At 53.4% G+C, this 14,253-nt stretch carries 13 protein-coding genes; 12 read left to right on the top strand and 1 reads right to left on the bottom strand.

Features of this window, described 5'->3' with window-relative positions; all coding sequences use genetic code 11:
• Positions 1 to 203: 203 nt before the first annotated feature.
• The 8 genes from C4K27_RS15705 to C4K27_RS15740 all read left to right on the top strand — a co-directional run bounded on the left by C4K27_RS15705 (position 204) and on the right by C4K27_RS15740 (position 8,549).
• Entirely contained in the window at positions 204 to 794 is a 591-nt protein-coding gene (locus C4K27_RS15705) for a hypothetical protein (RefSeq protein ID WP_053261161.1), read from the top strand.
• 596 nt (positions 795 to 1,390) lie between these two features.
• Positions 1,391 to 2,251, top strand: coding sequence for a MurR/RpiR family transcriptional regulator (locus tag C4K27_RS15710; protein ID WP_053261162.1), 861 nt, complete (start codon positions 1,391 to 1,393; stop codon positions 2,249 to 2,251).
• Positions 2,252 to 2,287: 36 nt separating this feature from the next.
• Complete coding sequence (gene ddpX, locus C4K27_RS15715; protein ID WP_053261163.1) at positions 2,288 to 2,827, top strand: D-alanyl-D-alanine dipeptidase; 540 nt, start codon at positions 2,288 to 2,290, stop codon at positions 2,825 to 2,827.
• 203 nt (positions 2,828 to 3,030) lie between these two features.
• A complete protein-coding gene (locus C4K27_RS15720) occupies positions 3,031 to 4,611 on the top strand; it encodes an ABC transporter substrate-binding protein (protein WP_053261164.1) in 1,581 nt (526 codons plus the stop codon).
• 75 nt (positions 4,612 to 4,686) lie between these two features.
• Complete coding sequence (locus C4K27_RS15725; protein WP_053261165.1) at positions 4,687 to 5,703, top strand: ABC transporter permease; 1,017 nt, start codon at positions 4,687 to 4,689, stop codon at positions 5,701 to 5,703.
• Position 5,704: 1 nt separating this feature from the next.
• Complete coding sequence (gene ddpC / locus C4K27_RS15730; RefSeq protein WP_053261166.1) at positions 5,705 to 6,586, top strand: D,D-dipeptide ABC transporter permease; 882 nt, start codon at positions 5,705 to 5,707, stop codon at positions 6,584 to 6,586.
• 2 nt (positions 6,587 to 6,588) lie between these two features.
• Complete coding sequence (locus C4K27_RS15735; protein WP_053261590.1) at positions 6,589 to 7,578, top strand: ABC transporter ATP-binding protein; 990 nt, start codon at positions 6,589 to 6,591, stop codon at positions 7,576 to 7,578.
• Entirely contained in the window at positions 7,578 to 8,549 is a 972-nt protein-coding gene (locus C4K27_RS15740; protein ID WP_053261167.1) for an ABC transporter ATP-binding protein, read from the top strand. The genes C4K27_RS15735 and C4K27_RS15740 overlap by 1 nt, the downstream gene beginning before the upstream one ends.
• 102 nt (positions 8,550 to 8,651) lie before the next feature.
• Here the strand turns inward: C4K27_RS15740 and C4K27_RS15745 are convergent, their stop codons facing one another.
• The gene (locus C4K27_RS15745; protein WP_053261168.1) at positions 8,652 to 9,374 is read right to left on the bottom strand and encodes an SDR family oxidoreductase; all 723 of its coding nucleotides are present in this window, start codon (positions 9,372 to 9,374) and stop codon (positions 8,652 to 8,654) included.
• A 306-nt stretch (positions 9,375 to 9,680) separates the two neighbouring features.
• Between C4K27_RS15745 and C4K27_RS15750 the strand changes: the two genes are divergently transcribed.
• The 4 genes from C4K27_RS15750 to C4K27_RS15765 all read left to right on the top strand — a co-directional run bounded on the left by C4K27_RS15750 (position 9,681) and on the right by C4K27_RS15765 (position 14,236).
• A complete protein-coding gene (locus C4K27_RS15750) occupies positions 9,681 to 9,998 on the top strand; it encodes a hypothetical protein (protein ID WP_238437347.1) in 318 nt (105 codons plus the stop codon).
• A gap of 462 nt (positions 9,999 to 10,460) precedes the next feature.
• The gene (locus C4K27_RS15755) at positions 10,461 to 12,287 is read left to right on the top strand and encodes a TnsB C-terminal domain-containing protein (RefSeq protein ID WP_125738039.1); all 1,827 of its coding nucleotides are present in this window, start codon (positions 10,461 to 10,463) and stop codon (positions 12,285 to 12,287) included.
• Complete coding sequence (locus C4K27_RS15760) at positions 12,284 to 13,147, top strand: TniB family NTP-binding protein (RefSeq protein ID WP_238437348.1); 864 nt, start codon at positions 12,284 to 12,286, stop codon at positions 13,145 to 13,147. Before C4K27_RS15755 ends, C4K27_RS15760 begins: the two co-directional genes overlap by 4 nt.
• 3 nt (positions 13,148 to 13,150) lie before the next feature.
• Entirely contained in the window at positions 13,151 to 14,236 is a 1,086-nt protein-coding gene (locus C4K27_RS15765; RefSeq protein WP_125738041.1) for a TniQ family protein, read from the top strand.
• The last annotated feature ends 17 nt before the right edge of the window (positions 14,237 to 14,253 follow it).

Raw genomic sequence — 14,253 nt, forward strand, 5'->3', positions numbered from 1 at the left:
CAGCCGTAGGCCGACACCTTTTTTATTGTGGCTCTTAAGAACGTTTAGTTTTAGAAAAATGGCACGACACTGATCACCATTGACATCTTTCTTCACCCACTGGATGAATTTGATAAAGGGCGGATCGAAGCTATATTCACCAAGGACAGTGATCTTAATTATTTCCAAATACGTGTTAAATATCCGGGCAGGAGCCAAGAGACATGACAGGGGAAGATCTGATCAGGGCTATAAACAACAACACAACACTCATGGGATTGAAGAATTGTCCTGGTGTGCCAGCTCAAATGAGCTGCGCTGTTTACGGGAAGGTGCAAGATGATGTTGGAAATGATGTCATTGAAAACAATGCGAGCATGAAGTACCAAATCGAACAGGCACTTTTATTTCGTGGTGATCACTCGCAGACAGCTGTTTGGCACTTTCTTATTACGGGGTCAGCGGTTCATCACTTTGTCGTTATCCCTTGGTACAAGCAGTCAGTCGGGACAGTGTATACGGTATTTATGGCTTACGAGCATAAAAAGGGCGACGAGTATGGGTACTCGGTGGATAAGTATGTCAAACATATCCATCCAGCCCCTGGCGAGATTAAAGGCTACAAGACAGTTTGGACGGCAAACGACCTAAGCACCATGCTCTCTGACTTGCTAACTAAGAGTAACGCTTGGGAAGAATATTTCGGTAATGTTGGACCCGCTCAGGCAGATGCAATCCGCTACTATCAATACAAAACAACAGCACTAAGCTCTGCAGTTTCCAACGTGAATCAATACAAAGAGCTCTGTCGGTAGACTACTTGACCATCCTGGCGACCGCCTCACGCTTGGCCTGCGGTTACCCAAAGCCCACCTTCAGTGCCTTGATGTGCAGGTGGGCCTCGACCAGCAGCCTAAAAAAGGCCGCCGCGTACTTTTGCCAAGAGGTGAGGGCGAAGTCCGCATTCATGCAAGCGCACTTGGATCAGTTCCGCGTAACCAGCATGTGCCGCGTACTAGGCGTAAGCGCAGTAGCTTCAACGGCATCGCCTTAGCTCAACAAGCTGCTGATGGCAGTGGACTCCATTCAAACCTGCCTCGAAGACCTCGAGGTCAAGAACGCCGATACGGGCGTCTTGCTCGTGCTTCCAGAGGAGCACCAGCGTTTCTAGACTCATGCAAAGCAGCTGTCCGGCTGAACGCCCACTAATCGCAAGAAGCCCCCGATCTGGCTCCGGGTCGCCGAGTCACCCTTTGACGTGAGCCGAAACGGTGCAGATCCACTTGCCTGATAGCGCCCTAGGGTGCCTGCTGAAAAAAGGCATTGTGTTGTCTCGAAAACGCATGTTATGTTTTTAACATTACATAAATTAATGACAAGCTAATAACAATCTGTGCTCAGGGGCTCTGACATGCCTACGGAAAAGAACAGCTTCCTACAGTTGCTGGAGCAGGAGTTCTCCAGCCTGACCCCTACCGGCAAGCGCATCGCCAGCTATCTGTTGGGTAACCCGGAACAGCTTCCGTTCGAGTCGGCCGATAGCATCGCGCAGCGGACCTCCACCACAGGGATTTCCGTGGGGCGCTTTTTTCGCTCCCTTGGCTACCAGAACATTGATGAAGTCAAACAGAGCCTGCGCGGTGAAACGCCCACCTCGTGGCTGATTACCGACCGCATCGGTGCCTTTCGTGCCGAAAGCAATCAGGAAGACGCTCTCGATCGTTCCATGAGTCGCGAAATCGAGGCCATCCGGCACGTGTACGGTCTAGCGCGCAGCAGTGCCTTTGCCGATATCGTGCAGCGCATCTACGAAGCTGATGCCGTATTCATCCTCGGAATCCAGTCCACTCGCGGGATTCTCACAGCGTTTCATAGCCACCTTGAATACATTCGGCCCAAGGTCTACTACGTCGATGGCCTGTCAGGAATCTACGCAGAAACCCTGAACTCCGGCTTCGCCAATCCCTACGCAATCATTTCGGACTTCCGTGCTTATTCCAGCGTGACCCAGACCTTCTGCGACGCGGCGGTAGACAACGACCTGCCACTGGCCCTGATCACAGACCTGCAGTGCCCCTGGGCCAGGGATTACCCGCTTGACCTCTTGCAACTGAAAACCGATGTCGGGCAGTTCTGGGACTCCCTTGCACCCTTGGCCTGCCTGTTAAATCTCATCGTGTCGGCCGTCGCGGAGAAATACGGCGATCGCCTCGATGAGCGCTTGGCCAAGAACCGTCAATTGCAAAAAGCTTTCGGTCAGTTCGAAAGCTGATCCCATCGCCCCACCGAATCCCATTGGAGTGTTTGCGTGAACAACAGCCCACTTGTAGAGATTGATGCCCAGCGCTATCAGGTGCAAATCGACCTGATCTACGCCGGCGCAGAAAATCTGGCTGGAAAAGTGATCTATCCGAATGCTCGTTGCAGGTTGCACCGTCAGGCTGCAACTTGCCTGGAAAAAGCTAGCCAGCTCGCGCGCCAGGCCGGGTTTGTCCTGCGCATTTACGACGCCTACCGGCCACCCTATGCCCAGTACCTGTTGTGGGAAGCGCTACCAGACAACGACTACGTGCGTGACCCGCACTTGGGCTCCCACCATAGCCGTGGGGTGGCGGTGGATCTGACCTTGGTGGGCGCCGATGGTGAGCCACTGGACATGGGCACCGCATTCGACGCGATGGAAGAAAAGTCCCATCAGTTCTACCCCGACTTGCCAGCAGACGTGCAACGCAATCGTCTGCTGCTGCTGGGGATCATGCTGGATGCTGGTTTCCAGGCAATTCCCACCGAGTGGTGGCATTACGAACTACCGAACGCCGACGATTACCCATTGCTGGAGGACGAGTAAGCCACGGGTTTTACAAGCCAATCGAACCGCAACACCGCCCCCGAAAAAACCACAGAGTTTTCGAAAAGCACACTGCACAGCCCACTTTCAATGCGGCTGATAACAACAAACCAGCATCACTTACGTTTCACCTGCAACTGCCCGGTTATAGCTTTTATAAAAAACCTGACCTACTTCCCTATCGAATGATCAAGGAAACCGGCATGAACCCAATGAACACCGTGACCAGCAAAACCTTTCCCGGCGCCAGCAAACTGCTGCTGAGCGTTTTGTGCAGTGCATTGAGCCTCGGTGCCTGGCAAGCTGCTGCGGCGGCTGTACCCCAGGACACGCTGGTCATCGGCAAACCCGCCGATCCGCAGACCCTCGACCCGGCCGTGACCTTTGATAACAACGACTGGACCATCACCTATCCGTCGTATCAACGCTTGGTCGGCTACAAGGTCGAGGGTGATAAAAGCAGCACTGAAGTGCAGGGCGACCTGGCCGAGAGCTGGACCGTTTCCCCAGACAGCCTGGTCTGGGAGTTCAAAATCAAACCGGGCAATAAATTCGATGACGGTGCCCCGGTAGATGCCACAGCGGTAAAGTTTTCCTTTGATCGCTTGATGACCCTCAAGCAAGGGCCTTCCGGCGCATTCCCGGAGGACATGGTAGTGGCGGTCGTCGATCCGCAGACCGTCCGCTTCACCCTGAAAACGCCTTTCGCGCCGTTCCTGTTTACCCTGGCCCACAACGGTGCTTCGATCATCAACCCCGATGTGGTCAACAAGAGTCCGGACGTAAACGCCTGGCTGTCGAGCCACACCGCGGGCTCCGGTCCTTTCCGCCTGAGCAACTGGCAAAAAGGCCAGTCGTTGACCATGGAGCCAAACACCTATTTCGCCGGCCCCAAACCAGCGCTGAAAACCGTGGTCATCAAGATCATCGGTGAGCCCTCCGTGCGCCGCCTGCAGTTGGAACGCGGTGACCTGGACATCATCGAAGACATGCCCGAAGACCAGCTTGGCGCTCTCGCCAGCAAGCCGGGCGTCGTGGTCAAGGATTTCCCGTCGTTGCGGGTGACCTACCTGTACCTGAACAACAAAAAGGGTCCGCTGACCAGCGTCGATGCCCGTCGTGCGATAACCGAAGCCGTGGATTACAACGGCATAGTCAAAGGCATCCTCAAGGACAAAGCCAAGCTGATGAACGGGCCGATCCCGGACGGCATGTGGGCTTATGACAGCTCGCTGTCGCCGATGAGGCAGGACATGGCAGCCGCCAAGGACAGCCTCGCCAAGGCACCGCAGAAAATCACCAACCTCAGCTACATGTATTCGGACAAGGATCCCAACTGGGAACCGATCGGCCTGACTCTGCAAGCCGCATTGGCGCCACTGGGCATCAACCTCAAGCTGGAAAAACTCGCCAACGCGACATTGCGTGAGCGCGTCGGCCAGGCGGACTACGACATCGCTGCCGGGGCCTGGAGCCCGGACTTCGCGGACCCGTACATGTTCATGAACTTTTGGTTCGACTCCAAGATGCAAGGCCTGCAAGGCAACCGCTCGTTCTACAGCAACCCGGAAGTCGACAAACTGATCCGCGAAGCAGCCGCTACCAGCGATACCGCCAAGCGCGTCGAGCTGTACCAGAGCGCGCAGAAGGTGGTGCTCAAGGACAGCGTTTACGCCTACCTCTATCAGAAGAGCTACACGCTGCCGATGCGTGACTCGGTCAAGGGCTACCTGTTCAACCCCATGCTCGAACAGGTGTTCAACCTGGGCAGTATGAGCAAGTAAACCCGCTTCCTCGCGCCAACTGTTCGCGGCTGGCGCGGCTTCTGACTCTCGTCGCTCGTGTTACTGAGGTGCCAAATGGCCTTCCTGACTTTGTTGCGCAAGCGTCTGCTCGGCCTGTTGTTGGTCGTGTTCGGTGTTTCGCTGATTACCTTTGCAATTTCGCACTTGATTCCGGGCGATCCTGCCCGACTGATCGCTGGCGACCGTGCCAGCGATGCCTTGGTGGCCGGCATCCGTCATCAGCTGGGATTGGACCTGCCGCTGTATCAACAATACGGTCGTTATCTGATGGACCTGCTGCACGGAGACCTGGGCACCTCGATACGCACCAGTCGTCCCGTGCTGGAAGACTTGCAAGCGTTCTTCCCGGCAACCCTGGAACTGGCGCTGGTAGCGCTGGTACTGGCGGTTCTGGTCGGCATCCCGCTTGGCGTGCTGTCAGCGGTTTATCACAACCGGGTCATTGACCAGATCGCCCGTACCCTTGCGGTCACTGGAATTTCCACGCCGGCCTTTTGGCTCGGTCTTGGTGCAATCGTTCTGTTCTACGGTCACCTTGGCTGGCTACCGGGTGGTGGCCGGTTGTCCGAAGGGCTGGCGCCGCCACCGGCAATCACCGGTTTTTATCTGATCGACTCGCTGCTCGCCGGTGATGGCCGACTGTTTCTCGATGCTGTGGCGCACCTGATTCTTCCCGCTGCAACGCTGGGGTTCGTGACCTTGGGTGTCGTCGCACGACAGATTCGTTCAGCCATGCTTGATCAACTGGGTGAGGACTATATCCGCACCGCACGCGCCTATGGCCTGTCCCGATGGACCGTGATCCTGCGCCACGCACTGCCCAACGCCCTGATTCCTTCGGTGACCGTCCTCGGGTTGACCCTGGGTGATTTGCTGTATGGCGCAGTGCTGACCGAAACAGTATTTGCCTGGCCTGGCATGGGCGCCTATGTCGTCAAGTCGATCCAATCGCTGGACTTCCCCGCGGTGATGGGCTTCGCCATTCTGGTTTCGTTCATCTACGTGCTGTTGAACATGGCCATCGATCTTTTGTACCGCGTGATCGATCCACGCATCGGCGAGGTGAACTGAAATGTCCGTAACCCTGACGGCAGCGCGCCGCCCGCGCTGGAGCGAAAAAACCGCTTACCTGGCCTACCAGATCCGCCGAAGCCCGCTGACCATGGCGGGCCTGACGATCACTTCTATCGTGTTGCTGTGCATGATCTTCGCCCCTTGGCTCGCCAGCCACGATCCCAACGCCCTGAACCTCGCCGAACGCCTGGCGCCACCGTCCAGCGACCACTGGTTCGGCACCGACGAAGTCGGCCGCGACCTGTTCAGCCGCGTGCTGTTCGGTAGCCAACAGTCGGTGGGCGTCGGCCTGTTCGTGGCTTTTGCATCCTGTTTCATTGGCGGGTTGCTGGGATGTTTTTCGGGAGTGGTCGGTGGTCGTTTCGACGCGTTAATCATGCGCCTGATGGACATCATGCTGTCGGTGCCGTCGCTGGTACTGATTATGGCCCTGGCGGCGGCGTTGGGCGCGAGCCTGTTCAACGCCATGCTGGCGATTACCCTCGTGCGAATTCCGTCCTATGTGCGGCTGGCCCGTGGCCAAGCCTTGAGCATCCGGCAGATGGGGTACGTCAAGGCCGCCCAGACCTTCGGGGCTGGACGCTGGCACGTGGTGCACTGGCACGTGGCACGCAACGCGATGCCTCCACTACTGGTGCAACTGAGCCTGGATATCGGCAGTGCGATCCTCATGGCCTCGGCCCTGGGCTTTATCGGCCTGGGGGCACAACAGCCCACGGCCGAGTGGGGCGCGATGGTCGCTACCGGGCGTAACTACATCCTGGATAACTGGTGGTACTCGACCTTTCCGGGCCTGGCGATTCTGATCACAGCCACCGGCTTCAACCTGCTGGGCGATGGCGTGCGCGATCTGCTCGATCCACGGCAACAGGGGAAATGACCATGCACACTTCGAGTCCAGTACTGGCCATCGATAACCTGAGCCTGGAATTCCCGGCTTACAAAAATAACGTCAAGGCCCTGAACGGCGTGTCGTTGCACGTCAATCCCGGCGAAATCGTCGGCGTGGTAGGCGAGTCGGGGTCGGGCAAGTCGGTCACGGCGATGCTCAGTATGCGATTGCTGCCAGAGCGCAGTTATCGGATCACCGCCGGCAGCTTGAGCATGCTCGGTCGCGACATGCTGGCGGCTCCTGAAAAGGAGCTGCTACAGATGCGTGGGCGCGATGCCGCGATGATTTTCCAGGAGCCGATGACGGCCCTGAACCCGACTCGGCGCATCGGTCGGCAAATGCTCGACGTGATCATCCATCACCAAAAGATCAGCGCGGCCCAAGCCCGTCTCAAGGCAATTGCATTGTTGCGTGACATGCACATCGCCAGCCCGGAGCAAGTATTGGAGAGTTACCCTTTCGAGCTGTCCGGAGGCATGCGGCAACGGGTGATGATCGCGCTGGCGTTCTCCTGTGAGCCGCAACTGCTGATCGCCGACGAGCCGACCACCGCCCTCGACGTTACCGTGCAACGCCAGGTGCTGTTGCTGCTGAGGGAAAAAGCCCGGCAACGGGGCACCGCCATTCTGCTCATTACCCATGACATGGCCTTGGTTTCGCAGTTCTGCGACCGGGTGTATGTGATGTATACCGGCGCGGTGGTTGAAGAGGGCGGTACCGTCGAAGTGATGGGCAACCCGCAACATCCCTATACGCAAGGGTTACTCAGTGGCCTTCCGGAAATGGTCGAGCCGGGTCAGCCGCTGCTGACCATCCCCGGTCAAGTGCCAAACCTGGCGTCTTTGCCTGTGGGCTGCACCTTTCAGGAGCGTTGCCCCTACGTCATGCCGGTTTGTAGCAAACGCCCGAACCTCAACAGCATTAATGGTAATGAGCAACGTAAAAGTGCGTGCTGGTTACCGGTCAAGGAGCTTTCGTGATGAACAATGCCGTCATTCATACCACCACCCAAATGGCACCCACGATTCTCCAACTTGACAATGTTCGCGTCCGTTTCCCCATCAGTAATGATTGGCTCGGTCGACCGCGGGGATATGCCCACGCTCTGAACGGCATTGACCTTCAGGTACGGGCGGGAGAAACCCTCGGAATAGTGGGCGAGTCAGGCTGTGGCAAAAGCACATTGGCGCAGCTATTGATGGGCTTGGTGCCGCCCAGCAGCGGCGAGCTGAACTGGGCCAGTCGCAGCGGCGGCGAGGGCAGCAGCAACGTTCAAATTGTTTTCCAGGACCCACAGTCTTCGCTTGATCCGCGCTTGCCTGTCTGGAAAATCATCACCGAGCCGTTATACGCCCGAGGTCACGCCTCCCGTGCGCAGATGCGCGATGTGGCGGCCCGGGTCGCGGCCCAAGTCGGCATCCGCCCGGAATACCTGGACCGCTTTCCCCACCAGTTTTCCGGTGGTCAGCGACAGCGGATTGCCATTGCCCGAGCCCTCTCATCAGACCCGGATATTATTGTCCTGGACGAGCCGACATCGGCGCTGGATATTTCGGTTCAGGCACAGATCCTTAACCTTCTGGTGGAGTTACAAAGCGCTCGCAACCTGACTTATATCCTGATTTCCCACAACGTCTCAGTAGTCCGCCATATGGCAAACCGGGTAGCGGTGATGTACCTGGGGCAAATCGTTGAACTTGGCAGCGCAGCCCAGGTTCTCGATCAGCCACGCCATCCCTATACCCGCTTGTTGCTCGAGGCGGTACCACGACTAGGCGTGCCGCTGCATGCCGAACACGTTGCGGCGCCTACCGAATTGCCAGGGAACCGTCGGCTACCGAGTGGCTGCTTCTTCCGCGAACGTTGCGGCCTGTGCACCGCTGGCTGCGAAAAGCCCCAGGCCTTGCTGGAGAATGAGCAGCAGCGCGTGCGATGTCATTTGCAGAGCTGATCACTGCCAGCAGACCGCAACACGGGACCTCGATCGTGCGGACGACTTCAGGTAATCGCTGAGCAGACCAGCAAGGGCGACGCAGGGCACGGCGCTGTTGTATCAGCACATCGATTTGCCAACGGACGCTCCGCCATCGACAAACAATGTCTGGCCAGTGATAAAGCCGCTCTGTTCCGATAACAGGAAGGTGATGGCCGCCGCGACTTCATCCGGCTGACCGAGCCTGCCCATGGGAACGCTCGCCAGGTAACGCGCTTCACCGTCGCTGCCCAGCGGATTGCCGGCGCGGAACAATTCGGTTTCCGTGGGGCCTGGAGCAACGGCGTTGACGGTGATCCCGGTGGTTGCCAACTCCAATGCCCAGGACCGCGTGAAGCTGACCAGCGCGGCTTTTGCCGCGGCATAGGCGGTGCGATGTGGGATTCCCAGAATGGTCAGGCTGGAGATGTTGACGATCCTTCCCCAACCGCGATTGCGCATACCCGGTAGCAGTGCTTGCGTTGCCTGCAAGGCGCTATGCAGATTGATCCGCATGACCTCATCAAAGTCATCGAGCTGTATATCGCCCAATGCCTGCGGGTGTACCAGGCCAACGTTATTGATCAAACCATCGAAGTCATAACGAGAAACGAGCCCCGCCAACGTTCTTTCGGTCTGCGCCCGGTCGCCCAGATCTAGGGAAATAAGGGTGCCGGGAAAGTGTGGATCGTTGCTGTTGCGAGCGATGCCGACTACATGGTGGCCCGCTTGGGACAATTGGTTCGCGAGCGCACGTCCGATGCCTTTGCTGGCACCGGTGACAAGGAAAGTACGAGTTTTCATTGCAGAGCTCCAAACACCCGGCAACATCCGGGATCGGGGAGGGGGGCAGCGCCAGGATGTGGCGCGCCATCAACCAGGACGGAGTCGGAAGCATGCCCTGTCTGGATACTCTATTGATGTGTGTTGTGGCGATAAACCACTGCCAGAGGAATTCATCTGGACTTGGAAGGCAATGATCGCTGGGGTAATAGCGAAGCCCCATCTTCCAAGCATGTGCGGTACCTTTCAAGCACACGTGTAATCAGTAAAAGGCCCCGTAAATCAAGGGCTCTAGCCATCTGCGGCGGCCATTCAAAGGAGTATGCAATGGGTCATTTTCCAAGCTGGATGCTTCAAAGCGCTCATAATTACCTGAAAGCTTCTGAGGTTCTGGACGCGCAGAACCTACCGCACGTTGCCCAGGTCAATGCGGCGATTGGTATGGAAATCCTGCTCAAGAGCTTTATTTCCGTGCCTGACCAACATCAAGGTACATCCGGCGAGACCTACAAACTCGACTCTGTAGCGTTGGCCGCGGCTCACCAACATTTGAAAAGCGTCGGCAAAACCAGCCGTAAAACGCCAGATTGGCTATTACAGGGAGCAAGGTTCTCAGGATCCGTTCGTCCTGGATTACATCGTTGAGGTGCAGGCACGAGCTGCAGGAGAGTGATCGAGGCCTGGGCCTAGCTCCAAATCTGATGTGAGCGTCAGAAGTAAAGTGAAATTAATTCAAGTTTCTGATTTTTATATAGAATTCGACAAGGCTGCAGCTGAAAGGTGGAAAAACTCACATTGTCAATCACTGATTTACACCCTTTGAATGCTGAATTTTAGTCACTTCTCTCTACCTGCCTTTAGTCGCGAAGAGCCTTTCACTGAAGTTTGTTGATGCTGTTTTTCTTAAACGCTTGCTGAAATTCCACCATTCGTCAGCTGACTATGGAGTAATTCTGCAGTTGTCGCGTTATCGCTGCCCGTAAGTTATTGATTCATAATGGGGGGGCAAGTACTGTCTGCGGTTGACTAGTTGGTGGTCAGGTTGACAGCTTGTAAAAAGAAGCCAACGCTATTGTCCTATTTATATTTTCGCTTGTGGGCGGCGAGATGAAAAGCATAGAAGTGAAGCCAGGTCTATTGGTGGTTGCAGGGGGGGCTTTAGCTGTAATTACAAAATGCTTGCCTGGCTCATTAGTTGAAGTAGAGATTAGCAAGTCGCGAAAAAAGAAGACTTTTGATATTGAGAATATTGAGTATATAGATCCGGGGTATGACCCTGATAAAGAAATAGTAGTGCCGATTGCCGCTCAAGCCAGGTCTTTGACTGACGACTTTGGAGAACTAGAAATTGCAAGAATTCGCTTTGAAGTCATAGGGCAATATCGAAGTAAACAGATTGGCAGGTCTGAAGCATGTTGTCGTCTTGGTGTATCTAATGGAATGTTCTACAGGCTTCTGAGAATGTATGACAAAGATGCAGGTCTGTACTCACTAATAAGACTAAAGCGAGGTCCAGCACCAGGCGTGTTAAAGATCGATGAAGAAGTCGAAGGGTTTATTGCGTCAGCAATAAAAACCAGCTATGAAGGGAAGTCTGCGACAATCGCTCGAGTGTGGCGTAAAGTTGAGCAGTTATGCATTGGCACTGGGAAAAAAGCTCCATCTATAAATACGGTGGCTGCGAGAGTAAAGAGTTTTGATCAGGTTGAACTTTATAAAAAGAAATATGGGCATGAGGCTGCGCAACAAAAATACCAAGCCCGGCCGGGAAAGTTAATTACGCATGCGCCATTAGAGTTTGTTCAAATGGATCACACCAAGGTTGATGTGATTGTGGTTGATGAAAAAGACAGGCGGCCAATAGGGCGGCCTTGGCTAACAGTGGTTCTCGAAAAGAATACCCGTGTAATGCTCGGGTATTATTTGGCTCTGCACGCCCCCTCGTCACTTTCTGTAGCATGCGCTATATCTCATGCTATTTTGCCCAAGAAAGCATTCATGGAGCAACTAGGACGATTGCCTGCAGAGTACCCATATTATGGAAAGTTCAAAATTATTCATATGGATAACGCTAAGGAGTTCAAGACCACCGGGTTCCAGAAAGCTTGCGCAAGAAATGATATCGAACCTAAATGGAGGCCTCTTGGAAGGAAGCACTACGGCGGGCATATTGAGCGTTTGATTGGGACTATGATGAATGAATATATACATTTTTTACCCGGCTCAACGATGTCTAACACTGTCCAAAGGAAAGGTGTAAATAGTGAGAAAGAAGCTTCGTTAACCTTCAGGGAGTTTTGTAGATGGTTCGCAGGGGAGGTTGCCATCTACCATGGACGTGTCCATAGAGCTTTAGGGTGTTCGCCCTCAGAGGTATGGAATAGGTATTTCGCAAATCATGAGGAAGGGCCGCGTCACCCCCCTATGGTGGCACGTCCAATGGATCTTCGAATGGATTTTATGCCCGAGGAACGGAGAACAATTCGACCTGATGGTGTGTCGTTATACCAGTGCAAGTATTGGAGTCCAACTCTGCGACTATATGTTGGACATAACGATGTGACGATAAAGTATGACCCGTTTTCCATGAAAACTATCTGGGCAGGACTTAATAATGAATATGAGCCCCTTACTTTTTCAGATCAAACGTTAGAGGACTGCACCCTAGAAGATATTCGTTTAAGAAACCGGCGTGCTAGAAATGGGGCGCTGACGACTCCCTCCTTGATTGGAGTAGTAGAAGAAAATGAACAACTTGTGCGTGAGAGTGTAAAGCTTACGAAAAAGGAGAGGCGTAAAGTTGCAGCATTCAATGCATATCATGGGGTTAGAAACGCTGCCGGGTCCGCGCCTAAAGCGGAGAAGAGTACAGTAAAAAACGAACGGCCGGATTACTCGAAAAAATCAGAGCCCTTTAGAAGGGTAAATAAATGACGACTGTTGGCCTGCATCTTTTGTCATCAACTCGAAAGCTACTGGCGTTGAGCGATGAGTGCCGAATTAAAGAAATTCAGAACGATAAGGTTTGGGTGGACTATCCTTTGGCTGCAAAAATTTCTGACATCGTCAATAATTTCTGTGAGCTTCCGAGAAGATCCCAAGCGCCCTGTATGATTGTCTGCGGTGAGGGTGGCACAGGTAAGACAAGTATTATCAATCAGCTAAAGCGGGAAAGCCGATTTAAAGAAAAATTGATTTATGTTGCGTTGAATGTCAATCCTTACGGTTATAAGTTTAATGAGTTGATAGCGGATGCATTAGGGGTCCCTTGTAAGTCGACGAGAGGTGTTGGTCGTAAATCTGATTCGTTGATGGTCGAGCTTGAGGAAGTGATAAGGTTGCGTAATATAAGGGGGATAGTTATTGACGAGTTGCATGACGCAATGCTTGTTCCCCGATTAGAGCAAGGGAAACATCTTTCTCTATTGAAAGGCTTGTCTAATGCACCTTTTGGCTTGTCTGTAGTTGGCTTCGGCACTAACTCAGCAGGGAACGCACTTGCAGCAGATAAACAGCTTAGTAGGAGGTTTATTAAGTTTCAGCTTACTGACTGGAGTGAAACCGAGGGCTTCAGATCGTTTCTTGCGGGGCTTGAAGAGATGTTGCCACTGAAGTACTCGTCAGGCCTGGATAGGGAGGAAATTGTTGGGTTATTGCTGTCCAGCACTCTCGGGAGAATGGACGATGTTGTAAAGTTAATAAGAAGTACTGCATGCTACGCCATTAGAACAGGTGAGGAGAAAATTACTCCTGAATTACTGAATAAGACGATCACATCCCCCTGGGGGTATTAGATTGTGAAAATTAATGGCCTGCCTAGACCCCAGATTGATGAATGCCTTTCATCCTGGGTCTATCGTGTGGAGCATAACGGAAGTTTGAGTATCCATGAAGAATGGTTTTTATTTTCAAAAGACCCTGACTATGACGTGCCGGTGGCGTTGGTTGATCTAATAGCTGATAAAGCTCAATTTGACTTGAGTTTGATTCAGAGGTTCTTCAGCTATCAAGTAAACTGGTGCTTCCCATGGAAGAACAGACTTGCATATTGCCTGGACTGTTTTCGAGAGGATATAGCGGGCGGCGGTTTGCCATACTGGCGTAGATGCTGGTGTAGCCTTCATCAGCCAATTTGTAGTACGCATCGCAAGCTATTGAGCACGATGCCGACGCAATCAAAAATTGGTCCAGATAAACCATGGAGCGCTTTTTCCTCTGAGTTAAATTATCCCCCTGTTACAGCGTTGTCCAGGAATCACCTCAATCAAACGCAATACCATTCTATTAATGCATTAATGATCAGATCCGCCTTTAGGGTGCAGAATTATGTAAACTTGGCGCATGCAACAAAAAATCTTCACCTGCCGGGATTGAGGTCGCCTATACCGAGTTGTCGTTTTTTGTCTTTGGTTAGATTTCTATTCTCATGTTTTTTGTATCCAAGAACTCTGGCCAAGGGGCTGGACGGAATTGCACGTGGTTTCCAGCGCGGGCTCTCCAGGAATTCATACCCCGATGGCGCTGAAGCAAGAATAGCTGGTTGCGAGGATCCCAACACTTTTTCGAGAATGACAGCTCTAATTTTGATCGGAGTAGTGATTGGAGTGATACGGCAAGAAGTAGTCCAGAAATATTCAGATCAGTTATATTTGCATGCATTTGTACGTCGCTGCGGCTTAGTTGAGCTGGGGCAGTACGGAGTAAATTTGCTTGATGATACTGAAGTTGAAGAGGCTGTAAAAATATTTATCGAATTACCTCCGCTGCTGCTGCTCCGAGTTAAACCATTTGTTGAAGGAATGAAGAAAAGTGAGTCAGTTTTTGTGAGAAGAGCGGCTGAGCGTATTGCCTTAAGCATTGTTTGGCAGGTCAGGGAAAACTAGTATGCGAGACGCAAAAC

Origin of the sequence: Pseudomonas chlororaphis subsp. chlororaphis (assembly GCF_003945765.1) — a bacterium.
Taxonomy (GTDB): Bacteria; Pseudomonadota; Gammaproteobacteria; order Pseudomonadales; family Pseudomonadaceae; genus Aquipseudomonas; species Aquipseudomonas chlororaphis.